Here is a 22,377-nt window from a genome sequence, read left to right on the forward strand (position 1 = left end):
ACAGGCGGCCGCCAGCGCGCCTCACACGCTGGCGGGCGGCCGGCTGTGGGTAAGCCGTACAGCACGCGCGGCCTCATGCCGTGGCCTTCTTTCGCATCGATTCGCCCTTCAGGGCGAGCTTGTGCGCGGCATGCACGATGCGATCGAGGATCGCGTCGGCGAAGGTCGGGTCGCCGAGGTAGGCGTGCCAGTGCTCGATCGGCAGCTGGCTGGTGATCACCGTCGAGCGGCTGCCGACCCGGTCGTCGAGGAGCTCGAGCAGATCGCTGCGCTCGGCCGCCGAAGGCGCCGCCAGGCCCCAGTCGTCGATCACGATCAGGTCGAGCCGGGCCAACTGCATGAGCCGTCGGCTGAAGCTGCCGTCGGCGTGGGCGAGGCGCAGCTCCTCGAACAGGCGCGGCAGGCGCACGTAGTAGGCCGACAGCCCCTGGCGGCAGGCGGCGTTGGCGAGTGCGCAGGCGAGCCAGGTCTTGCCGCTGCCGGTGGGGCCGGTGATCAGGCAGTTCTGCGCCTGGCGGATCCAGTGGCAGGTGCCCAGCGCGGCGAACTGGCTGCGCTCGAGCCCTCGCCCGGCGCGGTAGTCGACATCCTCCAGGCAGGCGCCGCCGACCTTGATACGGGCGGCCTTGAGCAGGCGCTCGATGCGCTTGCTGTCGCGCAGCAGCAGCTCGCGGTCGATGAGCTGGGCAAGGCGCTCGTCGAAGGTGAGCGCCTCGATGGCGGGATGGGCGTGTTGTTCTTCGAGGGCGCGCGCCATGCCCTCCAGGCGCAGGGCGCGCAGTTGGTCGAGGGTGGGGTGGGTGAGCATCGTGGTTTCTCCGGTGCGGGTGGTTAATGGGGTGGGTCGAGCCGTTACGGCGTAACGGCGCTGCGGATCAGTGGTAGTAGTGCGCACCGCGCAGGTTGGCGTGCGCATCGGGCAGGGCGAGTTCGGCCTGTTGCGGCGCACTCGCCGGCAGCGGTGCGCGATCGAGCCCGGTCTTGAGCATCGAGGCGAGGTTCTTGTAGCGCATCGCCCCGAGCGCGACGGCGCGGGTGGCGGCGGCCTCCAGCCGTGTGTTGCCGTACTGGCGGGCCAGGCGCATCAGCCCCAGGCAGGCGCGGTAGCCCTGTTCGGGGTGCGGCATGCGTTCGAGCTGGAAGGCGACCACGCGCTCGGTGTGCGGCCCCACCGTGGCGCCCCAGGCGATGAGCTTGCTGGGCGACCACTGGCGGTGGGCCTGGTGCGAGGCTGGCATGTGCTCGGTGAGCGTGCTGAAGGCGCCGCGCCGGTGGCTGCGGGCATGCACCGCCACGCGGCGTCCGCCGGCGAAGCACTCGATGCTCGAGAGCGTGACGCGAAGCTCCAGCACCTGCCCGACCAGCGCGTGGGGCACGCTGTAGTAGTGGCCGTCGAACTCGACGTGATAGTCGATGTTGGGCTTGGCCTTCTTCCACTGGGCGAACTGGAACGGCGTGGCGGGCAGCGCACGCAGCGCCGGCTGGTCGAGCGTCTCGAAGGCGCTGCGACGATTGCCCGGCAGGCGCTGGAAGGGGCGTGCGTTGAGATCCTCGAGCAGCTCGGCGATGGCCACGTCGAGCTCGGCCAGCGAGAAGAAGCGCCGGTGCCGCAGCCGCGCCAGGATCCAGCGCTGCACGATCTGTACGCCCACCTCCACCTTGCTCTTGTCCTGCGGCTTATAGGGGCGTGCGGGCAGGATCGCCACGCCGTAGTGCTGGGCGAACTCGGCAGTGGTGCGCTGCAATTGCGGCGCGTATCGGTCCGGTTCGCCGACCATGGAGCGGGTGTTGTCGGGGACGATCAGCTCGGGCACGCCGCCGATGAAACGCAGCGCCCGCCCCAGCGCCCCCAGCCAGTCGGCTTGTGACTGCGTGGCCGTGGCGCAGGCGAAAGTGTAGTTCGAGGCCCCGAGCACGGCCACGAAGATCTGCGCCCGAGAAATCTCGCCGGTCTCGGCGTCGACGATCGGCACCGTGTCGCCCGCGTAGTCGATGAAGAGCTTCTCGCCGGCGCGATGCACCTGGCGCATCGAGCGTTTGAGCCCCTTGGCGAAGTCCCGATAGAGGTCGCAGAAGCGCGAATACTGGTAGGTCGGCCCGGCCGTCGCCTGGACGTACTCCTCCCACAGCAGTGCGAGCGTGACGTTCTTGCGCTTGAGGCCTTGATGGACGCCGGCGAGATCGGGCATCCGGTAGCCCACCGCCGTCCCGCGCGGACGCGGCGTCCCGCCCAGCAGTGCGCGCAGGCGCGCCTCGTCGGCCGCCGCCAGTTCGGCCCAGCTCACGCCGCTGGCCTCAGCCGCCTTCACGTACTTGGCGACGACGCCCTTGGAAATCGACAGCGCGCGCGCGATGCGCTCATGCGAGAGCGCGCAGTCGTACTTGAGCCGTAACAGCTCCTTGATGTTGTGCATGGCAATCCGCTCCGCCGGCATCCCCTCGCTCCGTGCAAAGCGCGCAAGGGTAGCCGTGACAAAGGTGGTTGCCACGCTGGCCGCACAGGCCGTTCCGATTTGATCGTGACCGACGATTCCGACAACGTGACCGGTGATTCCGACGGCGGCCCAAATCGGTCACGATCAAATCGGAATCGCCGGTCACGACCTCGGAATCACCGGTCACACCCTTCTCGGAATGGGCGGTCACGATGGGTCGGAATACGCAATGGCACCGAGTGCAGTTGGTTCATGGTCGAGCCCTCCGATGGACTTCGATGGACGCTACGGCCCGGCTGACCTCCGGGTCGCCGTAGACCACATAGCGACGGTCGACCACGATCGCGGGAATCTTGACGACGCCCAGTCCCCAGGACTCGGCGACGCCTTGGTAGGCGCGTCCGATTCGGTGTTGGAGTTCCTCGCCTCCTTCGCGGAGGCGCTGCTGTATGACGGCCGCGGCCCTCACAGGATCGGAGGGCAGCCCCGCAGCCAGCTCGGCCTCGAGGCGAGCCGGCAAATCGAGTTCGATGACGCGCGCCTCGGCGGTCGGCTGCACGGGATGATGGCTGTCGGTGACGACAAGCACATCGGCCACGGCGAGCGGGCAGAACAAAGCCATGCACAGCCACGTAATCGCCGCGGCAGTCATGGGTCGCCACGAGGCGAGGGATGGAAGTAAGCGAAGGGGTGGAGCCGGCATATTGCGCCTCCGTGGTGTCGATGCGGGTCGTAGTCGAATTCAAGGGCGTCCGCGGAGCGACAGAGAATCCGAAGCCGGGATGTCCCGGTTTTGGGGGAGCGCTGTCGAAAGAAGGGGAGCCCGAAGGCTCCCATGGGGATGAACGGCGCATGCCGAGGCTACGAAGTGAACTGGCGCTGCTACAGCAGACCGGCTTCGGCGAAGGAGAATGGGCTGCCCTTGCCGACGATGAAGTGGTCCAGCACCCGGACATCGACGGTGGCCAGGGCGCTCTTCAGCCGCTCGGTGATCGCACGATCAGCGGCCGAGGGCTCGGTGTTCCCCGAGGGGTGCTGATGCGCCAGGATCAGCGCCGAAGCGTTGAGCGCCAGCGCACGCTGGACCACCACCCTCGGATACACCGAAGTCTGGTCGACCGTGCCCTTGAACAGCGGCTCAAAGGCGAGCACCTGGTGCTGGTTGTCGAGAAACACGACGGCGAAGATTTCGTTCGGTTCCGCGACCAGTTTCAGGCGCAGGTAGTCGCGCACGGCGGCGGGACTGCCCAGCGCCGGACCGGCCTTGAACACGCGGTTCTCCAGCAGGGTGATGGCCTGCCGGATGATCCAGTCTTCGTGCTGGGCGGCGATCAGGGTGAGCGACTCCGGGCGAGAGTCGGCGATGACAAGAGACATGGCGAACCTCCAATGGAAGAGATCGGAGGGCGCCTGCCCCTGGAGGGCAAACCCTCCTGGGGACGATGGGGATGGAACGGGTGACGAGCGGGCATCCACCACCGCGGATGCGGTGGCTGTTCGCGTCAAGGGATGCGATGCGAACGGGTTTCGATCAACGCGGACGAGCCGCGCCGCAGCCTTGAAGATCGATGGCTACCTGGGCATGTGAGTCACTCCGGCCTGAAGGCCGGAGCTTCCTCGCCACGATTCAGACGGAGCCTTCGGCTCCGAGGCAGCGCTTGTCTCGCTGACCCCGGCATGAATGCCGGGGCTTGCGCTCGACCCGTGGTCACCGGCGACGCCGGCGGGCATGTCTGGGGAATGGGCGGGTTCGGCTGCGGTCGTGCTGCTGGCGGCAAGCAGGTCGATGGCCGACAGCAAGGCATCGCCTTCGACGGGGCCGTGCAGAAGGAGGGTCTTGCCGGACTCGCGGTCGCGCAGTTGCAGAGCCGGCGTGGCCGCGATGCCCTGCTGTGCTGCTTCCGCCGCCTGGGCACGGATGACCGCATCGGGGCGATCGCTGTCGAGACAACCCTGCATGGCTGGCGTGAGGTCGGGATAGCGCAGGCCCTCCGGCAGGCCCTGGCCGTCGCCACGGGTGTGCGCGTAGAGCCACGCCACGGCTTGCCAGAACGTGGCATGTCCGCCGGTCTCACCCGCGCACTCGGCCAGGCGCGCCCCGGCAGTCGCGGCCGGCTCGTGCATGGACAGCGGCAGGTGGTGCCACTGCCAGTTCACCTCGGGATGGGCGTCGATCCAGCGCTTGAGCGCGGGGAAGTAGGCCCGGCAGTACGGACACTCCAGGTCGGCGTACCCGACCACCGTGAAGCGCGCATCGGCACGGCCATACAGCCAGGGCGGGCCGGCCGGTTTCGGCGCTTCGGACCCGGCGGCGACCAGGGACATGGACTCGGTTGCCGGATGCGGCGCGCGCAGCAGCATCCACGAGGCCACCGCAATCGTCGCCACGATCAGCAGACCGATCCGGGGATGACGGCGGGCGAAGGAAGGCATGCGCATCGTGTCGCTCCCGTCAGGCCAGCGTGTCCAGCGCCAGGGGTTCGATGCCCCGCGCACGGTCGATCTTCTCGGCCACGCGGAAGGCGGCATCCAGCTCGCTGATGCCGTGCTGCTGCATCAACTGGAAGCGTTCGGCCTTCTCTTCGGGCTCGGTCATTGCCATCGCCAGGTAGAGGCTGGGCGGCACCGCGCGGAACAACACTTCCATCGACTTGGACAGGATGACGCCCTCGCTGAACTTGCCGGCCTCCTTGCGTGCCGAGAGCATCAGCGCCTTCTGCGAAGCGTTGAGTTCGCGGAAGCGCGCGATCTTCTCGACTTCATCGGGCGGCATCGACAGGCAGATCCACCACTCGATCATGTTGAGCATGGGCTCGGCCGCCTTCGGCAGGTCGTCCAGGTTCTGCGTGGCGAGCCAGAACCAGGCGCCGAGCTTGCGCCACATCTTGGTGATCTTGACCACGTAGGGCGCGAGCAGCGGGTTCTTCGTGATGATGTGACCTTCGTCCGTCACGTTGATGATCGGTCGACCCAGGAACTGGTCGCGCTCGGCGATGTTGTTGACCGTGTTGATGAGCGAGATATAGGCAATCGAGAGTTGGGCGTTGTAGCCCTCGCGCGCGAAGGTGGCCAGGTCCACGATGGTGATGTCCGCCTCGGGCCACGGCGTGCCGGCGCGGTCGAACATCTCGCCGTCCACGCCCTGACAGAACATCTCCATGGCGTCAGCCATCTCCAGCAGCCGTGCGCGCCGCATCTCCGGCAGCGTGGCATCGCGTGCGCGCTCGCGCAGTGCGTCGCGCACATCGCGGGTCAGCACCGTGCGCCTCTCCGCTGCGCAGCACTGTGCCGCATCGAGAATGCACTGGCGGATCAGGCTGCGGTCGGCGCGTGTCATGCGCGCTTCTTCCTTGTCCTCGCCGCCGGTGATCATCAGTCGTGCTGTGATCTCCAACTCGCCGAGCACGTCGCGCTGCTCATCGCCTTCCATGGCCCTGCCGGCATCGGTCCGGTCGTCGTCGAGCGCATCGGCGTCCAGCGTCTGTACCTGGCTAGGCGTATCGACCAGGCGCCAGGCGTCGGCGAACGGAGCCAGACTGACGCCCGCGCCGGGCGCGAGCTTCACCCGATGCACGGTGAGACCCAGCCGTGCGGCGAAGTCGCCGAACAGGCCGAAGCTGTTGCCCGCCTCGACGATGAACAGGCGCGGCCGATAGATCGCCGTCACCTGATTCAGGATGTTGTTGAGCGTCGCGCTCTTGCCCGAACCCGTGGGGCCGAACAGGAACAGATGCGCGTTCATCTGCCGGTCGAGGCGGTTCAACGGATCGAAGGTGATCGGCCCGCCGCCGCGGTTGAAGAACGTGATGCCCGGATGCCCCGTGCCCTGGCTGCGGCCCCAGACCGGCGCCAGGTTCGCCGCATGTTGCGCGAACATGAGCTGGGTGTACCACTGGCGCTTGTCGGCCGCCGGATCGAACACGCACGGCAGCCAGCGCAGATAGCTGTTCAGCGGCGCCACCTCGTCCTCTTCGCGCACCGGCTGCAGGCCGGCGTTGAGCATCACGTTGACGAGCTGCAGGCCGCGCGCATCGAGCTGGGCCAGGTCACGGCCGCGCAGGTAGAACGCCAGCGCGCCGCGGTAGAGCTTGTGCGCACTGCCGATCAGGCCGCGCGCCTGCTGCACGTCCTGCCGGGTCTGCTCCGAGGCCAGGGTCTCGCCGACGGCCTTCCTGGCGAGGTGGTTGAGGTGTGCCTCCAGCACGTCCTGGGGCGTGGCGACCAGCGTCAGGCACATCACCGTGTCCTCGGGCATCTGGTCGAACAGCGCGTTCATGGCGTCGCCGCCCTTGCGCGTCTCGCCCGTCAGATGGCCCGTCACGGGTGGCGTGCGCAGGCGATCCATCACGATCACCCGATGCGGCATGCCGTCGAAGAACCACAGGCCGTTCGGCACGTCCGAGCGTGGCTGGCCGAAGAACAGGCGCTGCGCGAAGTCGGTGCCGCTGGCGAGTTCGATCTCGCCCTCCTCCCGCTCTTCCGGGTAGCGGGTCAGCGCGTAGAAGCGTTCCCGGTCTTCGGCAGTGGCGCCGAGCAAGGTCGGGTTCGGGTTGAACCAGCGCAGCAGCCAGGCGTGGATGTCCGCCGCGCCGAGACGCCGGGCCTTCACGCCGGCATTCGCCAGCCCGCCGACGAGGCGGTCGCAGATCGTGGTCAGCGCCTGCTCGGGCGACTGGCCGCGCCGCGAGGCCGGGGCGGCGGACGTGCGGCGGTAGACCACCATGCGCACGCGCCGGACCTGGCCGCGCCACGGCAGGCGCGTCACGGCAGTGTCCTCGAACAGGCCACCCGGCTTGGCGATGGCCCGCAGGTGATGGGCGAAGAAGCGCAGGTAGAAGTCACTGAATGCGCTGCCTTGCGCACGCGGCTGCAGATAGTTCGCCAGCGAGCACAGATAGTTGTCCCAGTTGGCCTCGTCCTGGGCATAGAGCTGCACCACCCAGGGGTTGTCGTCCAACTCGTCGAAGGAGTCCTGCAGGGCGTTCTCCAGCGCATCGCGCGCCTGCCACAGCCAGGCCATCTCGCGGCCCTCGGTGCCGACCGGAGCCAGCTCGAAGAAGGCCGCCACCGACTGGCCGTCTTCCAGCAACATGCACTTGCTGCCGGGCAGGTACTCGACCCAGGGCAGCAAGTCCGCGAACGACGGCGCGACGCCATAGAGCGCATCGTGGTCGGCCTGGGTGGCCGGCCTGCGCCGGCCCCGGCCGAGCGCGCTGCCCGGCTCGGCGACACCCTGTGCCGCCAAGGCCGTTACGTGTCGTGCCCAGGCATCATCGGTCGCATCCGCGGCGTCAGCAGGCGATGCGTCGGACTTGCGTGACCACGGCAGCGACCAGGCCATCAGTAGTCCTCCACGCGCTCACCCGGCATCGCGTACTGCACGCGCTGGTAGAGCGGGAACACCGTGCTGTAGCCGGGCACCGGCACCGGGTCGGTGCCCGCCAGGTGCGGGAACACGTACATCACCAGGTCGGGGTTCGGCAGGCGGTGGAACTGGCGGTAAATCTCGTTCTGCGCGGTGCGGGTGTAGCGCGCCTGCACGCCGGGCGCCGCCTGCACATCGGCATCGGCCAGCGGCCGGCGCAGGCCCTGGCGCGCGTCGAGCAGTTGCAGCACAGCCTGGCCCCGGCCCGCGCTGCCGCCGGTCTCCTGATGCCAGATGTCGAGCATGGTGCTGTCGCCGTGCGGCAGCAGCTTCTCCTTGCTGGTGGCGCAGCCGCCGAGCAGGGTGGCCGCCAGCAGCACGGCGGCCGCGTCAATCCAGATCCGAGGCATGAGCTTCTCCGGTGCGGTGGTGGACCCGACGCCCCTTGGCGTCGTAGTCGATGTCGAGCGGCTGCTCCAGATGCACGGCCACCCTGGCGCCGGGCTGCACGTAGACCGCCGCGAAGGCCTGGCCGTAGAGCTTGTTGACCCAATCGGCCATGTCGCGCACGCCGCCCGCGAGGATGCGGCCCATCGCTTCGTTGCCGCTGATGCCGACGGTGCCCAGCGAGCCGTTGCTGTTGGCGACCACGGCCACGCTGCCGTTGTCGGACTTGATGAGCGAAGCGGCGCCCGCGCCGGCCGCGGTGATGAGCGCCTGGCTGCCCAGGTACTGCTGGGCGTTGCTGCGCCGCTCGCCGCTGACGCAGGGAATGCCGTAGGGGTCGCTGATCCAGCCCAGACCGCCCTGGATGCTGGCGCCGTTGTGACCCGAGTTGCCGCCGCTGCTGCCGCCCTTGCCACTGTCCTCCGGCACCGTACGGATGGTGCCGTCCTGGAACACGAACGTGACCGAGCGGATTTGCCCGCGCACGCACGAGAGCGTCCAGTCGCCCGAGGCCGTGCCGCTGACCACGGCGCCGGCCACGTCGGGGATGTCGATGCCGTTGGCCGTGAGGTTGTCCGGGCCGATCAGCACCTTGAACGGGTACGGGTCGTTGACGGTTCCATCGATCGGCACGCGCCCGATCAGCGCCGTCATGGCAACCGACCCCATGAGCGTCGAGTTCGACGGCACGGTGTAGACGGCCTTCGTGGATGCGCCCACGGCGCGGCTGCCGACGTCGGCGACGGACTCCGCTGCGGCCGACAGGCTTCTCTGGGCCGGCCCGAAGCTCAGGGGAAAGCTCGGTTCCTTGCTGCCGTTCCTGGCGTCGACCTTGGCATCGTCGGGCTCGACCCACTGCGTGCCACTGGTGCCGCGGTTGAAGCGCTTGCCGTCACCCTCTTCCAGCCCCAGCCCGACGGGCAGGTCGGACGGGCCACCCTTGCCGGAAAGGCCGTCCAGTTGCCGCTGCAGATCCTGCAGCAGCCCCTGGGTCTGCTGCCTGTCGCTGGCCACCTGGCTGCGCTCCTGCTCCAGGCGGTTGCGTTCGCCTTCCAGCGCGCTCTGGATGCGGTGGTCGATCGCGCTTTCCCGGGCACGCAGGCGCTCGTTCTCGGCCTTGTGCTGCTTGTTGTCGCCGAGCGCGCTCTGCAGCTCGGTGCGCAACTGCTTCACCTGGGCCACCAGCGTGGCGACGGTATCGCGCGGCGTGTCGCCTGCGATGCCCAAGGCTTTCATCTCCTCGGGCGTGAGCGTACTGGCCGCGCCCTTGGGGGTGGGCTGGCCACCGGGGGCGCCGGAGAACAGTTTGATGCCGACGAACACCAGCAGCAGCGCCATCGGGATCAGCAGCCACTTGAGCAGCGGATTACTCTTCATCGCGCGCTCCTCCGGTCGAGCCGGCCGCGGCGGCCGGCGGCAGGTTCACGGTGGCGTCGATCGGGCTCAGCGCCGGCAGCAGCGACTCGGCCAGGCCGTGGCCGCGCGTGACCAGGTAGAGCACCGTGGTGTCGGACGGGGTGCCGGTCGGCCCCAGGTTCGGATGCTGGAAGGTCGCCGCCACGAAGTTCCCCTGCAGGGCGCGCGGGTCGAGGTCGAGCCAGCGCGCCGAGGTGTTGATGAGTCGAACGGCAGTCACCCACTGGTCTTCCAGGCGCCACGCGGCCAGCGCCCGCGCGCGCACCGGCAGGGCCGGCAGCAAGGTGTCGAGCACGAGGTCGCGGCGCAGGTTCACGCGGCCGATGCCGGCGACTGGCTCGACGGTGCGCAGCGGCGCATACAGGTTCTGCGCGGCATGGCGTGTCAGCACAACTGGGACCGGCGTTTCGCGCAAGGGAGCGGTCTTGTCCGCGGACGCATCGGGCGGCTCGTCTGCGCCGCGTGCCGCACCGCCACCGTAGCGCTTTGCTGGGGCCTCTGCTTCCACGATGCGCACCGGCTCGAGCGGCGCCTGGCCTTCCTTTGCCGGCTCGGCGGCGATGTCGATCAGGATCATCGCACCGGATTCAACATCCTGCAGTTGCAGCCGCGTGGGCGGAATCGGCTCGCTCGCCCGCAGGTAGATTGCGCCGCCCGCACTCTGCACGCGCAGGTGGTCGCCGACGCTGGCCGGTACGCCGACGCGCACGTTGCGGTCGATGAAGACCACGCGCTCCTCACCAACCACCAGCGGCACCGGCAGCGGCAGCCGCTCCCAGCGCAGGATTTCCACGGCATGGCCGACCGGTACGAACCCGAGGATCAGCAGGATGCCGGCCAAGGCCGACAAGGCAGCGGACTTCATGGGGCGTCTCCCTGCAGGCGGCCGGAAGCCTTGGCGGGTGTGCCCGCCTGGGCCGGCGTCGGCGGCGCCTCGATGCGCTGTGGTGCGCTGGCGTAGCAGTCCAGCGCCAGGCCGAAAGGGTTGTGCTCGGGGTCAATGTCCAGCCGGACGACCTTGATGGGGTAGCGCACCAAGGCGCGCTTGATCTGCTCGGGTCCGTAGTATTCGTCTGCGCTCACGTCGAGCGTGACAATCCAGTCCCGGGAGGAAACCACCTTGACGCGCACGGCCGGGTCTTCGCCGTAGCCGCGCCCGGGAATCTCGTAGATGCCGCGGACGCGCTGACGCAGCTCACCACTGGTACGCCGGTACTCGTAGTCCTGTTGCAGAAAGGTCCGACAGCCCGGCGTCAGGTAGGACGACAGCGCACGCAGGTTGCGTGCATAGTCCTCCTCGCCGTTCGTGGGCCAACGCTGCACCTGCTGCCAGATGTAGAACGTGAAGGCATACACACTCTCGGGCGGCACGTCCCACCACTTTCGCGTGCTGCCCGAGCGCAGATCCGGCGGCACATGGATGGTGAGATCCTTCGGCGCACTCCACCAACCGAAGCCGAGGAGCAGCGCCACCACGAACAGCGCGCCGGCCCCGAGGCGCAGCGTCTTCACGTGGGCCTGCAGGTGCGCGACCTCGCTCCTGAACCGGCTCATGGCGCCCCTCGATCAGCACTGCGCCCGGTCGTCCAGTAGCCCGAGCGGGTGATGAGACCCTGCCCGCCCAGGAGCGCCGCCAGCGCCGGGTACCGCAGGGCCAGCCGCCACTCGAGCTGCCGGTACAGCCAGGTATCGGGCCGGCCGCGCTTTTGCGCGCGCAGGAAGCCGCCGCCGACAAAGACGCCCAGCGCAATGCCGGCGACGATCAGCGTGGGCACCATGGCGATGCTGTGCGTGAGCCAGGCCAGCGGCAGGCCGAGCACAAACCCGGCTGCACCGGACAGGCCGGCGCAGATCCACAACTCGTCGGCGGTCAGCCCGCGCACGACCACCGGCTGGCGATTCAGCCGGTGCGGCAGGAAGGTCACCAGCGTGTCGCGCGGAGTCTCCGAAGGGAGGGCCATCGCTTGGTGCCCTCACAGCACGCCGGTGGCCTTGGTGAGCAGCCAGATGCCAACCACCAGCAAGAGCGCGCCCACGGCGACCGACAGGCCAAACTGGCCCCAGGTGGCGCGACCGGTATGGATCTCCGAGTAGCGTGTGTAGGCGTGATAGGACACACCGACGAACATCGAGGCGACCACGAGCAGCGCGACCAGTAGCACGATGTCGTAGCCGTAGTTCTGGATCGTCTGCATGATGCCGGTGCCGGCCCCCCGCGAAGGGTCCTCCATGGTGGGCAGGGCCGCCCAGGAGGCCGACGGCGTGGCCACGATGCCCAGTGGTGCGAGCACGGCGCCGAGGCGTACGGATGGGCGCGCGGTGGTGCGAGCAGCCGCGCGATGGGTAGTCGAAGCGTTCATGGCGGTACACCCTTTCATGGTGGTCAGGACAGGAGGAAGAAGCTCAGCACCAAGTACATCGCGACGAAACGCACGATGACGCCGAGGAACTGGCGTTCAGTCAGGCGGTGTTCCGCCCAGCCGACGTAGGCGGTACGCATCGCCCACACGCCCCACAGCAGCAATACGGCGAACACGAAAGCGAGCACCACGGCAGAGACGGCCGAAGGCGCAAAGCCGCCGGTGGCCTGGAAGGCGGCGACTTGATCGACAGAGGGGGTCACGGCGATGGCTCCTCGTCGTCGGCGCGGTCTCTGTGGACGTAATCGCCGGCCAACGGGACGGGATCGCGCGGCTGGGCGCGCTGGGGCACGAGGTAGTCCTGCAGGCCGGCGCGAACGCGCTGCAGGTCTGCGTGCAACCGGGCGTAGTCGAAGTGGTAGCGGGCGCGTTCCTGCGGAGCGGTATTGCCGGCGTGCTCGGCGAGGCGGTCGATCAGGTTGAGTTGGCGGGCGAGCGCGGCGAGCTGCTCGCGCTCCGAGGCGAGGCCATCGGCGGCCACGGCAGGCCGCAGCGCCGAGAACGTTACGGCCAACACCACGGCGAGCGCAGACCATGCGGATGTGCGGCGGTTACTGTGTCCCATCGTGCCCTTCCCGTTTGAAGCGGATGGACAGATGCTGTGGCGCGCGCTCAACTCGCGCCGCGGGGAATGGGAACTCAGGCTTGACCGGATTTATTGGCCACCCCAGAAAGGAGAAATCCCGGCGTTAAAGTTCAAACTTGGAGGCACTTGGCGCTTTCGCCGCTCGGATCTGGATCGCTGGCTCGTCGAAAGCATCGACAGGAAGGAGCCGGAGGCCGAGTGAGCGCGGATAAAGCCGCAGAGTCAGCTTCTGGGAAGAACGAGGAGAGGATCGGCGGTGAAAACACAGCAGCTTCTGACGCCGCACCAGAGCCAGTACTTTGCTTGATTGCTGACCAGCGCTCTACTTCTGTTCAGAGTTGGCCACGCATACCCGTGCTTGTAGCCGCATCTGTCGCAGCCGATTGAGGGAGAGCTGCTGATGTCCTTGGAATGCATCGCCTTGCTAGGCGCCCCAGCCTCGGAGGGAGGGTTGTCGTAGGCCCGAACGAAGCCGCCGGAGCGCCGAGCGCCCGCCCGGTTGGCTCAGGAACGCTGATTCATTGCACGCAGGCCGCACTCGTAGTCATCGCACTGAGCCATAATCCCAATGAGATGCGACAGAAGACGATGCCATGAGTCCGAAGGACAGACGAGGGGGCGTGATGGGATGCAACGCATGGAACCACCCTCCCGGCTGCAACTGTGGCTGGGGTGGGGATACGGGCGGCTCGTTCGCAGGAGGCGCTTACAATGCAGGTTACGCAGTTCCAGCGAGGAAGCCTGCGGTCACGGCGCCAGTGAAGACAAGAGCTGTCAGCGACGGTCGTTGGCAATCTGTTGACAACCGTGGTCCGAACGCGGAATGCCCGGTATGTGGTCAGTTAGTGTACTTCGTCCAGTTGGAGAATGGAGGCCGGGTCTTTTTCGATGAACTCGGTCCACCCTGGCCCAAGCACCCTTGCACCGACAACGGCCATGCCGTCTTCGCTCCACCAGCTTACGTCCAGCACCATGTCGGTTCAGATGCTTTCTCTGAGTGGCACTTGTTGACGTCACGGAAGTTTGGTAGTGGGAGTGGCGTCCGAACACTAGAGGGGTACTGCCCTGGACTTAATGTGTATCTTATGCTCACGGCGCCGGACAAAGGGCTAACTGCACCCCGAGCACCCGTGCTTGTCAAAATGGACGGAGACACGGGCACATATTTTTGTAGCTATTTGGCCGAATGCGCACAAGGACGTCTAGAGCCGGTTTCTGAGCGGTATTACCCGGTCGTAAGCTTGGTGCGGATGCTTGTTTGGGAGCGAGCATTCGAAGGCGACCCTTGGGCAGAGAACTCCATTGGATGGCACCACTCCTTTTTCTGGAACAACATCAAGGACGGAGGCAAGTTCAAGAATGCGTCCGTAGCGGAGTTCTGGTTTTCCAGGGCGGCTGAGCATGGCAGTCCAGAAGGCCGAAACAACCTGGCTGTATTGCTTCTTGATCGTGCTGCGGATGACCCAAGCGTCCTTTCAAAAGCATGGGCAGAGTTGATGCTCTCCGCACTCCAGATGACGCCCACTGCATTCGGGCATTTAGGGCGGATGCTGAAATCGGGGTACGGTGGCTTCGACAGGACACTCCTCGGAGGACTTCTCGAAGCCGTCGGCAGACAGCTCACGTTTGCACAGTACCTTGGTGATCAGGCGGACGACGAAGAGGACGAGGTGGCGGAAGACGAGAGCGACCCGATAGACACCCATGGGACTGGTGTCCGGTACTCGCGCCTCCCCATCAGGGGCTATTTCCATATCGAAACCGCGCGAAATATCGCCGGCTTGTCCGACTCCCTGCCGGCGTGGAATTTATTCTGGCTGTCTGTAGACGGAGCAGAGCCGGGCACTGAAGGCCCCGAAGCGTTCCATTGCCGACGGGACGCACCCGGAGCTCTGGTCGAGTCATTGGCATTTGACCTTGACCGTGAGCTTGGCCTCGGGGTGACACTGCGGGATGCGCTACGTATGCATCCGCGCAGGTTCCTTCACTACTTCGAGAGCGCCGATCTGGACTCGATGCGCTTGTCCAGAAGCCCCGGCTGGAGGGACCGAGTGATCCGCAAAGCGAAAGAGGCAGCCGATAGGTTGCCCGAGATAGCGGAAGAAGATGCCGCGAAAATCATTTCGTTGCCTCGGAAGCATCCGGGTTGATGGCTCATCCCGCTCCGTTCCACCCGGAAGGAGCCCGAAAAACACCCGCAGCCGCCCCCCTCCTCAGTCGCCCGCCTCGAACTCCGCATTCTTGAAACGCAGCACGTTGCAGTTCTCCTTGACTGCCCGCTGCAGCCCATCGTCGAAGCCTGCGTCTGAATCCGCCTGAATCTCGATGGCGATCTTCACCCGCACACCCTGGCGCACGGTGAACTGCTGGACCACCTCGTCCACCAGGTCGGCGAACTGCTTCTTTGCCTGGAAGGCGTCGAGGTCGATGCTGCCGTAGAAGTGCTTCTTCACCGCGGGGGCTGGGCTTGGCGTCCCGGTCGGGTAGCCGCCGTTGGCCGAGTCGCCGGCGTGAGGGGCCGGCGTGCCACCGCCGCGGGTGCTCGCGCTGCCCATGGCCCCTTGCGTTTCTACGCTGGTGGGCTGTGGCCGGGCAGCTTCTTCTGCAGCGCGTTCAGCCTGGAGGTAGGCCGCAGCCGTGACCGGTTCGATCAGCAGCAGTGAAGCGTCCATGAACAGGGAAGCACGCTTACCGTAACTGAAACCCAAGTAGCGCGCATCCTCCTTGCCCTGCGCGAAGCCGAAGAAGTCCCGGCTCTCCGCGCCGGCGCCCATGGCGGCCTGGAACACGGCGTCGTCCTTCAGGCGCGGCAGGTACAGCTGCTGGCAGGTCTGCTGCCAGACGGTCAGCGCGCTGGCCTCGGCGTTACCGTCCTTCCAGAACCAGGCCTTGAGCACGTTGTGAAGGTGGATCGGCGCCCACTCGGTGATCAGCAGCTCGTTCTCGCGCAGCACGCGCTCGAGCTCCTGCGTCAGGCTCTGCGCCCCGGCGTTGACCTGGAAGGCCTCCCACTGCAGCTCCGAGAGCCCCTTGCCGCGCTCGGCGAACTGGGCCGGCGCCAGCATCCAGCGGTAGCTCTCCTTCACCATGCCGCGCAGTGCATCGTTAGCGTCGTCCAGGCTGCGGCTTGCCTGCCGGGCTTGGTACTGGTCGAGGTTTAGCTTGAGGTCCTTGATGTCGGCGACGATCGACTGCCAAGCCAGCACCGAGCGCACCTGATCCTTCAGGCGGCTCACACTGTCCGCATCCGGGGCCAGGAAGATCAGGCGGTTCTGCTTGAAACGCGGCTGCTCACCGCGGTGCTTGAGGATCTCCGTTGCGTAGCGGATCGCCGATTGATCGCCGCTGCGGCTGTAGCCGGCCGTCGGCGGCAGCACGATCAGGCGCAGCGCCCAGTCGTCGGGAATGTCGGCGCTGGCCGTGAACACATGCACCCCGCTGAACACCCCCGGCGCCAGGGTGCGCTGCACGCGGTCGCGCACCGCAGGGATCACATCGTCCTTGTCCTGGAAGCGCCGCTTGCGGTCTTCCATCTCGCGGCGAAGGTTGGGCCGCGTGTCGAACCAGAAACGGTTGTTGCCCGAGTTGAGATAGTGCAAGCGGTCGTTCAGGCGGCGCAGCGCGTCCTTGAACACGCCGATCTGCTGCCCGGGCTGCACACATCCCAGCAATACCCGCTCGAGCTCGATGCCGCGCACCATCTGGCTGGAGGTCGTTGGCGCACTACCCAAGAAGATCGTCCGCGCCGTCCGTCGGCACGCCTGCACGCTGCCCAGGCGGGTATCCACGCTCTCCAGCTCGGTCGTCTCCGCGCGCTCGCCGTCGACGTCGCTTTCCAGCACCGGGTCCCAGCCCTGCGGCAGGTAGTAGATTGATTCGTTGCGGGTGTCGACGTCGTACAGCGGCAGGCTGCCCGGCATGATCAGCAGGTCGGAATTGTTGTCCTTCCAAAGCCGGTGGATGATCTTCGCCATCAGCTTCAGCACGCCGCGGGTGCGCTGGAAGTTGTCGAGCGAGGACCAGTCCTCGTACAGGCGCACGAACACCTCGGGGTGGATCGGGTAGGCGTGCATCAGGCGCTCGAAGTAGCGCGCCTCCTGGGTCTCGTGCGGCAGGTCGGCCGCGTTGGCGATGTAGTAGTCGGCAAAGGCCCGGCATACCGCCTCGGCGCCCAGCTTGTCACCGATGCTCGAGAAAAGCCGACGGCGCACGATCTCGAAGGCTTCTTCGGACGACACCGGCTTCCACAGCGCCTGGACCCGCCCGAAGTAATGCGACAGGGCAGCCAGCGCCTTCACGCCGCGCTGGCTGCCGGCTTCCTTGTCCGACTCGGGCAGCGAGGCCAGCAACACCGCCGTTGGCACTGCCTTGAGCGCCTCGGTCAGCGCCTGCAAGAAGCTCAGGTTCGAGTCGAAGGAACCGCCCGACAGCGTCTTGCCTTCCTCGAACTGGCGGATGTAGGCGACCAACTCGTCAATCAGGATCACGCACGGCGCGTAGCGGCCAAGCAGGTCCGCCAGCACGCCCTTGCCCGGCGAGGTGCCGGACTCGTCCGCCTCGCGCACCATGGTGTAGCCCTCGGCGCCACCGAGTTGCCAAGCCAGTTCGCCCCAGAGCGTGTTCACCGCCAGCCCATCGCGCTTCATCGGCTGGTTGGGCGACAGGCGGATGCCGTCGAGCACCGCGATGCGCGCCCGCGGCATCTCCACCACGCCGGCCGCGTTCAGGATCGCCGGAATGCCGGGCATGTCCGAGGCCGACACTTCGCCTTTGGCAAGGTGATACACCGCCAGCATCGTGTGCGTCTTGCCGCCGCCGAAGGCGGTCTGCAACTGGATCACCGGGTCGCCTCCTCGCCCGGTCAGGCGATGGACCACCGAGTCGAGCAGCAGGCGCATGCCTTCGGTGATGAAGGTGCGCTGGAAGAACAGCGACGGGTCCTGATACTCGGCCGTGGCCGTGCCCAGATGCACGCGCGACAGGTCGGCCGCGAACTCGGCCTGCTGAAAAGTGCCCTTGAGCACGTCCTCGTGCGGAACGGCGATTTCACGCCAAGGTTTCAGGTTCATTTTTATCTCCATCTCCCCCTGGTTCTGAAAAAACAAGGCCGGAGCAATTGTGCCGACACTGTCGGCACAATCTTTATGTCATCAAAAATCACGCCACATGCCACGGCAGCGCCGGCCTGGCAACGCCTTTCCCGCAACAGATCGCATGTGGATCGACGGCCCGTAGTTCGCGCCGGAACTGCGTGAGGGCGGTGCGCGGATCAACAACCTGCGGGAACAGGCGTGAAGCATGCGCCGGCTGGTTCAGATGCAAGGCAACCCGCAAACTGTCGCCATGAAGCGCCCGGTCGCAGAAAACGCGCTCTTGCGAGTCGTTGGCCCGCACCCGGGCGGTTGCCATGCCGGCCAGCGTTGCACGCACCTTGCCAGCCGTCTCGGCGAACACGCTTCCCGGCTTGCTGCGTCGATTTCGCCGGTAATCCTTCACCTCGATCAGCCAGCATTCCCCGGTCGGCGACAGCGCCACCGCATCCACCGCCTTTGCCCCACCGGCAAAGGACTGGAACTGATTGCGATGAAAGGCCGAATCGTCGTACTTCAACACCTGCCAGTCGTCAGGAAAATGAAAACGCTGCCCGTCGATGTCCAGCGACACGCTCATTCCAGCGTCTCCATGAATCGGTCCGACTGCGCGAGGTCTTCATCGAGCAGCACCAGCGGGTCACAAGCATCGATGCTGTCCCCGGCAGAGATCGAAACGCCCTTCTTCTCAAGACCCAGCGCAAAGTAACGAACCGGCGTTGCAGGCCGATCAGTCGGTTCTCCTCGTGACAGCACCTCAACCTCACGCAGCAGGAATAGGCTGTGCGTCGCGACAATCACCTGTACCCCCAAGCCGGCCAGCGCGAACAGCGCTTCAGCCAGCAGCCTGAGTGCGGCAGGATTCAGGTTGGCCTCGGGTTCGTCCCAGAACACGGTGGTGTTGCGCTCGATCACGCCGTAGCGCAGCAGATAGATCAGCAAGGCCAGCTTGCGGTGCCCTTCCGCCATCAGTTGTGATGCCAGGCGCGAACCGTCCTCGCGCTCGAACACCAGTTCGCCGTTCTCCAGCTTCAGGTTGCCGCCCAACAGTTTCTGAATGCGCTGCATTGCGTCCGGAAACAGTGAGGACGGCTCCCGCGGCACCAGCGTGGCCATGGCAACTGCGAGGTCACGATAAGTCTCGTCCAGTGGAAATTCCTGGTACTTGTCGAACAGCCCCACCAGCCCCTGGAACAGGGAAACCATCTCCTTGCTGGGCACAAAAACCTGCTGCGGCAAAAAGGCATTGGCAGCGGCCTGGTCGGGCACGACGGCAGGAAGCACCTGCGCCTTCAAACTGTCGGGGGTCGCCTTGCCGCGGCTGATCTGCACCTCCCACGGCATCCGCTCCGGCAAACCCGCCGACGTGAATTCAGGTTCGCCAGCCAAGCGGACTTGTACGGTGGGAATATGCCCGCCGACCTCAGCCAACAAATGCGCACCGCCTTTCGTACCTTGGCGCACCAGCACATCCAGATCGGACACCCGGAACAGCCCCAGCAACCGTTCTTCGAGATAGGACTCGGCGCGCTGTGCCGTCACTCGGGCGCGTTTGGCCGTCAGGTCCGACCAGGCGCGGCTGAACAGGTAGCCGAGTTTCAACACATGCGTCTTGCCCGTGCCGTTGTCACCCACGATCACGTTCAGACCGGGCGAAAACTCGAAACGGGCATCCTGGAAAACGGTGAAGTTCTTGATGTGCAAGGTGTTGAGCATGGGCTGCGCCTCCTCAAATATCCAGACTCGCCTGCGACCCCACATGCCCCGCCTCGCTCGCCCCGCGCTCAACCCCGCTCCAGGCGGTGATCAGCTCGTTGTAGGCGCGGGCGTCTTCGGCCCAGCCCTTGCGCTCGCACAGGGTGTAGAGGCGGTAGGCCAGCGCGCGGATGGGTTCGGCGCGGGCGGGCATGCGGGCGAGCAGGCTGCCTGCGGCGGTTTCGCCGTCCTGGTTCAGCGCGCGGATCATCTGGTGCAGGGCTTCCCACACCGGCACGCGGGTGTCGGTTTCCGGGTTCCAGTCGCGCGGCATCTCGGCCCATTTCAACAGGCGCAGGTCGCCCTTGCCGGATTCGACCACGCCGGCCTCCGTCAGGCCGGCCACGCTGGTGCCCTTGGCGCGGGCGAGCACGTCGGCCTCGCCATACTTGCCGGTGGCCCAGCCCTGGGTCTCGAACCAGTGCAGGCAGAACTGGGTGTCGTGGTCGAAGTCGTCTTCGGCGAGGAAGCGGTTGATGAGCTGCAGCGCGGTGCGCACGCTCATCGGCTTGCCGTCGGCTTCCAGCACTGCGGCGTACTGACTGAAGATCGCCATGCCCGGGCCGATGATGGCCTGCGACAGATCGACCGGCGCCACCGGGCTGTTGATGCCGCCGCGGGTCATGTCCATCAACGCCTCGGGCAGCACGGCGTTGAGTTCGCGGATGAACTCGCGACGGCTGACGGTGGCGGCATCGGCGTCGCGTTTGCGGCAGACGAGGATAATGCTCGACGCAAGCGCATTGTTGCCTTGGCCGATCATGCGACCGGCGCCCTCGGTCCTCATCGGCCAAGTCCCCGAAATGGCGAAACCCGCTCGGCTCACCGCCTCAAGGAAGGTTTCCCATCCGGTGCTTGATGTTCCTGCTTCGCCCTTTGTTTCGGCTTGCTTGAACGCGTAGTAGATCGTCACCGGGAAGCCTGGATGAGCAAGCTCTACCAAGTTGTGAATGGCACGAGTCATGCCGTCCAAGAAGAAGGCTTCAGCCTTCTCCTTGCTGCCATGACGGTAAGGCGTAGCCACCAGCTCTTCCGCTTTCGGAACCGCCAGCGTGGCGTAAAGGCCCGGGAAGATCGGCTTCAGGCTCTTGCGCAGCCACACGTAGAAAAAATCGGACAGATCTGCGTAACCGATGTTGTCGTAATAAGGTGGATCCGTTGAGACCAGTTTGTTCTTGCTGATTTCCTGCGACTGAGCATCTGCTTGCAGAGCCAGACCTTTGCCAGTCCGTGGAAAATCTCGAACGGACATTGCCCCTTTATCGATAGCCGTTCCTAGGCTTCCTCCCGCATCAGCAAACGGATTCGATTCAGCAAAATCCCAGACCATTGGGATTGCTTGTCGCGCAAACGTTTCGCGGAATGCCCCTCGGTCGTTCATCCACGACGCAATCGTCGATCCGATGTTCGCCACTTTGCTGATCGCGAATGCAAGGTAGATAGAAACCGCCTGCGCATACGCCGTCGCGCCGCAGCCGCTGGCATCCAGCCCGGTGCCGTCATCGGCCAATCCTGCGGCCAACGCGTCCTGACGGCATTTTTCGATGGCCTCCTGCACCAGATCGGAAAAGGTGGTCAGCGCCACCAGTTGGCGAGGAGTGAACAGATCGCCCCATTCTTTTAGGCCGTAAGGCACGCAAGTTCCGCCTGTGAGTCGGGCTGGCACATCTCCAGACGGCTTCCATGGTGGGCGTGCCTGCCGAGCAGTGCGCTCTTGCTCTTCCGGCGGAGTGAGATAAACCCGGCCACGCAAGCCCTCGGCAACGATCGCCATCAGCCGTGCTCCCATACGTCCAGCCTGACCTTCGGCCTTGATGTAATCGCCACTAATCGGCGTTCCCGAAAGCAAGCATTGGAAATTCGCACCTCGTCCGGCCGCCTTGGTGCCCGCTGTAGCTGCATCGCTCAGCCCCCCCACCTTCACCGTAAAGCGGTAGCTATCTCCTGCAACCACGGGTTCCACATACGCTTCTTTCCCCACCTTGCTAAACAACACGAAGGTCGAGGCCAGCGGCACCTCGGCATGGCTGAAGGCGGGGTTGGGGCTCTTCACCGTGCGTGCCCACAGCCACGCGATCACGGTGAGCTTCTGGCCGAGCAGCGGCTTCAGGTCCGGGCGCTCGGCGACCATCTCGGTGGTGACTTCGATCTTCGGGTACAGGTGGCCGATGCGTTTTTCCGCCTCCGCCCGCATCCAGGCGCCGTAGCGGCGCACGTCCTCGGCCAGACCCTTGGCGCCGGACCAGTCCTCGGCCAGCTTGCCCTGCTTGTCGCCGGGGATGCGCGGCCCCACCGGCTTACGGCCCGCAAAGCGCGGCGGGATCTCGATCATCGCCTTGTTGATCGTCACCGCGACCGGGTTGAGATCACTGGCGTAGCTCTCCAGCCCAAGGCGCTGCGCCTCCAGCGGCAGCGCGCCCCCACCCGCGAACGGATCATGGAAGGCGGGCAGCTTGTCCGGGTTGAAGAGTTCGGCCGCCTGCGGGTGGCCCTTGTTGAGCGCACAGGTCTCGCGCCAGCTCTTCCAGATCTCCTCGCGGGCGCGGGCGAGCACGTCCTCGTTGTTGGTGTTCTCCCACTGCACCAAGTCCTCGATGATCTTGAACAGGCGCTCACGCTCGATGGCCGCCTTTTCCTTGTTCGCCCCACGCCCCAGGTGGCGCTCGTAGCCGGGGTCATTGACCATCTGCGCAAAGATCACCGCCCGCGCCGCAGCCAGCGGCCGGCGCGCCCACCACAGATGCAGCGTGCTGGGGTGGCCGTGGCGGATCGACTTCTCGCGCGCCGCGGCGACGTTGATGGCGTCAAGCGGGAGGGCGACTTCGATGAGTTTTTTGGGGGTTTTGAGGGGGATCATGTCTCG

Annotated in this window: 19 protein-coding genes and 1 pseudogene; 2 read left to right on the forward strand and 18 right to left on the reverse strand. The window is 66.2% G+C overall.

What is annotated here, in order from left to right; all coding sequences use genetic code 11:
* Window positions 1–73: 73 nt before the first annotated feature.
* The 14 genes and pseudogenes from istB to pbN1_RS08010 form a co-directional block, all read right to left on the reverse strand.
* Entirely contained in the window at window positions 74–808 is a 735-nt protein-coding gene (gene istB / locus pbN1_RS07945) for an IS21-like element helper ATPase IstB (protein ID WP_169204293.1), read from the reverse strand.
* 67 nt (window positions 809–875) lie between these two features.
* Entirely contained in the window at window positions 876–2,435 is a 1,560-nt protein-coding gene (gene istA / locus pbN1_RS07950) for an IS21 family transposase (RefSeq protein ID WP_169204294.1), read from the reverse strand.
* A 250-nt stretch (window positions 2,436–2,685) separates the two neighbouring features.
* Window positions 2,686–3,087, reverse strand: a complete 402-nt coding sequence (locus pbN1_RS07955) for a TIGR03757 family integrating conjugative element protein (protein WP_244857204.1) — start codon at window positions 3,085–3,087, stop codon at window positions 2,686–2,688.
* 230 nt (window positions 3,088–3,317) lie between these two features.
* Entirely contained in the window at window positions 3,318–3,812 is a 495-nt protein-coding gene (radC, locus tag pbN1_RS07960) for a RadC family protein (RefSeq protein WP_169202986.1), read from the reverse strand.
* A gap of 330 nt (window positions 3,813–4,142) precedes the next feature.
* Window positions 4,143–4,874, reverse strand: a pseudogene (locus pbN1_RS07965) (DsbA family protein); the annotation flags it as partial.
* A gap of 13 nt (window positions 4,875–4,887) precedes the next feature.
* Window positions 4,888–7,776, reverse strand: a complete 2,889-nt coding sequence (locus pbN1_RS07970) for a conjugative transfer ATPase (protein WP_169202987.1) — start codon at window positions 7,774–7,776, stop codon at window positions 4,888–4,890.
* The gene (locus tag pbN1_RS07975; protein WP_169202988.1) at window positions 7,776–8,210 is read right to left on the reverse strand and encodes a TIGR03751 family conjugal transfer lipoprotein; all 435 of its coding nucleotides are present in this window, start codon (window positions 8,208–8,210) and stop codon (window positions 7,776–7,778) included. Before pbN1_RS07975 ends, pbN1_RS07970 begins: the two co-directional genes overlap by 1 nt.
* On the reverse strand, window positions 8,191–9,624 hold the full coding sequence (locus pbN1_RS07980) for a TIGR03752 family integrating conjugative element protein (RefSeq protein WP_169202989.1): 1,434 nt from the start codon (window positions 9,622–9,624) through the stop codon (window positions 8,191–8,193). The genes pbN1_RS07975 and pbN1_RS07980 overlap by 20 nt, the downstream gene beginning before the upstream one ends.
* Window positions 9,614–10,528 carry a TIGR03749 family integrating conjugative element protein gene (locus pbN1_RS07985; protein WP_169202990.1) on the reverse strand — a complete coding sequence of 305 codons (915 nt, stop codon included), beginning with the start codon at window positions 10,526–10,528 and terminating at the stop codon, window positions 9,614–9,616. Before pbN1_RS07985 ends, pbN1_RS07980 begins: the two co-directional genes overlap by 11 nt.
* A complete protein-coding gene (locus tag pbN1_RS07990; protein ID WP_169202991.1) occupies window positions 10,525–11,217 on the reverse strand; it encodes a PFL_4703 family integrating conjugative element protein in 693 nt (230 codons plus the stop codon). Before pbN1_RS07990 ends, pbN1_RS07985 begins: the two co-directional genes overlap by 4 nt.
* Complete coding sequence (locus pbN1_RS07995) at window positions 11,214–11,624, reverse strand: TIGR03750 family conjugal transfer protein (RefSeq protein ID WP_169202992.1); 411 nt, start codon at window positions 11,622–11,624, stop codon at window positions 11,214–11,216. The genes pbN1_RS07990 and pbN1_RS07995 overlap by 4 nt, the downstream gene beginning before the upstream one ends.
* A 12-nt stretch (window positions 11,625–11,636) precedes the next feature.
* Complete coding sequence (locus tag pbN1_RS08000) at window positions 11,637–12,023, reverse strand: TIGR03745 family integrating conjugative element membrane protein (protein WP_169202993.1); 387 nt, start codon at window positions 12,021–12,023, stop codon at window positions 11,637–11,639.
* A 23-nt stretch (window positions 12,024–12,046) separates the two neighbouring features.
* Window positions 12,047–12,286: a TIGR03758 family integrating conjugative element protein gene (locus pbN1_RS08005; RefSeq protein WP_169202994.1), complete on the reverse strand. Its 240-nt coding sequence runs from the start codon at window positions 12,284–12,286 to the stop codon at window positions 12,047–12,049.
* Entirely contained in the window at window positions 12,283–12,648 is a 366-nt protein-coding gene (locus pbN1_RS08010; RefSeq protein WP_169202995.1) for an integrative conjugative element protein, RAQPRD family, read from the reverse strand. Before pbN1_RS08010 ends, pbN1_RS08005 begins: the two co-directional genes overlap by 4 nt.
* A gap of 31 nt (window positions 12,649–12,679) precedes the next feature.
* On the opposite strand from pbN1_RS08010, the gene pbN1_RS21035 reads away from it, so the two are divergent.
* Both pbN1_RS21035 and pbN1_RS08020 read left to right on the forward strand, forming a co-directional pair.
* Window positions 12,680–12,871: a helix-turn-helix domain-containing protein gene (locus pbN1_RS21035; protein ID WP_169202996.1), complete on the forward strand. Its 192-nt coding sequence runs from the start codon at window positions 12,680–12,682 to the stop codon at window positions 12,869–12,871.
* A gap of 928 nt (window positions 12,872–13,799) precedes the next feature.
* Window positions 13,800–14,819 carry a sel1 repeat family protein gene (locus pbN1_RS08020; RefSeq protein WP_169202997.1) on the forward strand — a complete coding sequence of 340 codons (1,020 nt, stop codon included), beginning with the start codon at window positions 13,800–13,802 and terminating at the stop codon, window positions 14,817–14,819.
* Window positions 14,820–14,882: 63 nt separating this feature from the next.
* Here the strand turns inward: pbN1_RS08020 and pbN1_RS08025 are convergent, their stop codons facing one another.
* From pbN1_RS08025 to pbN1_RS08040, 4 genes are all read right to left on the reverse strand, one after another.
* Window positions 14,883–17,738 (reverse strand): ATP-binding protein, encoded by a 2,856-nt coding sequence (locus tag pbN1_RS08025; protein WP_169202998.1) that lies wholly within the window; start codon window positions 17,736–17,738, stop codon window positions 14,883–14,885.
* An 88-nt stretch (window positions 17,739–17,826) separates the two neighbouring features.
* A complete protein-coding gene (locus pbN1_RS08030; protein ID WP_169202999.1) occupies window positions 17,827–18,339 on the reverse strand; it encodes a hypothetical protein in 513 nt (170 codons plus the stop codon).
* On the reverse strand, window positions 18,336–19,475 hold the full coding sequence (locus tag pbN1_RS08035) for an AAA family ATPase (RefSeq protein WP_169203000.1): 1,140 nt from the start codon (window positions 19,473–19,475) through the stop codon (window positions 18,336–18,338). Before pbN1_RS08035 ends, pbN1_RS08030 begins: the two co-directional genes overlap by 4 nt.
* Window positions 19,476–19,488: 13 nt before the next feature.
* Complete coding sequence (locus pbN1_RS08040; protein ID WP_169203001.1) at window positions 19,489–22,371, reverse strand: DUF1156 domain-containing protein; 2,883 nt, start codon at window positions 22,369–22,371, stop codon at window positions 19,489–19,491.
* Between the last annotated feature and the right edge of the window lie 6 nt (window positions 22,372–22,377).

Source organism: Aromatoleum bremense, assembly GCF_017894365.1.
GTDB classification, from domain to species: domain Bacteria; phylum Pseudomonadota; class Gammaproteobacteria; order Burkholderiales; family Rhodocyclaceae; genus Aromatoleum; species Aromatoleum bremense.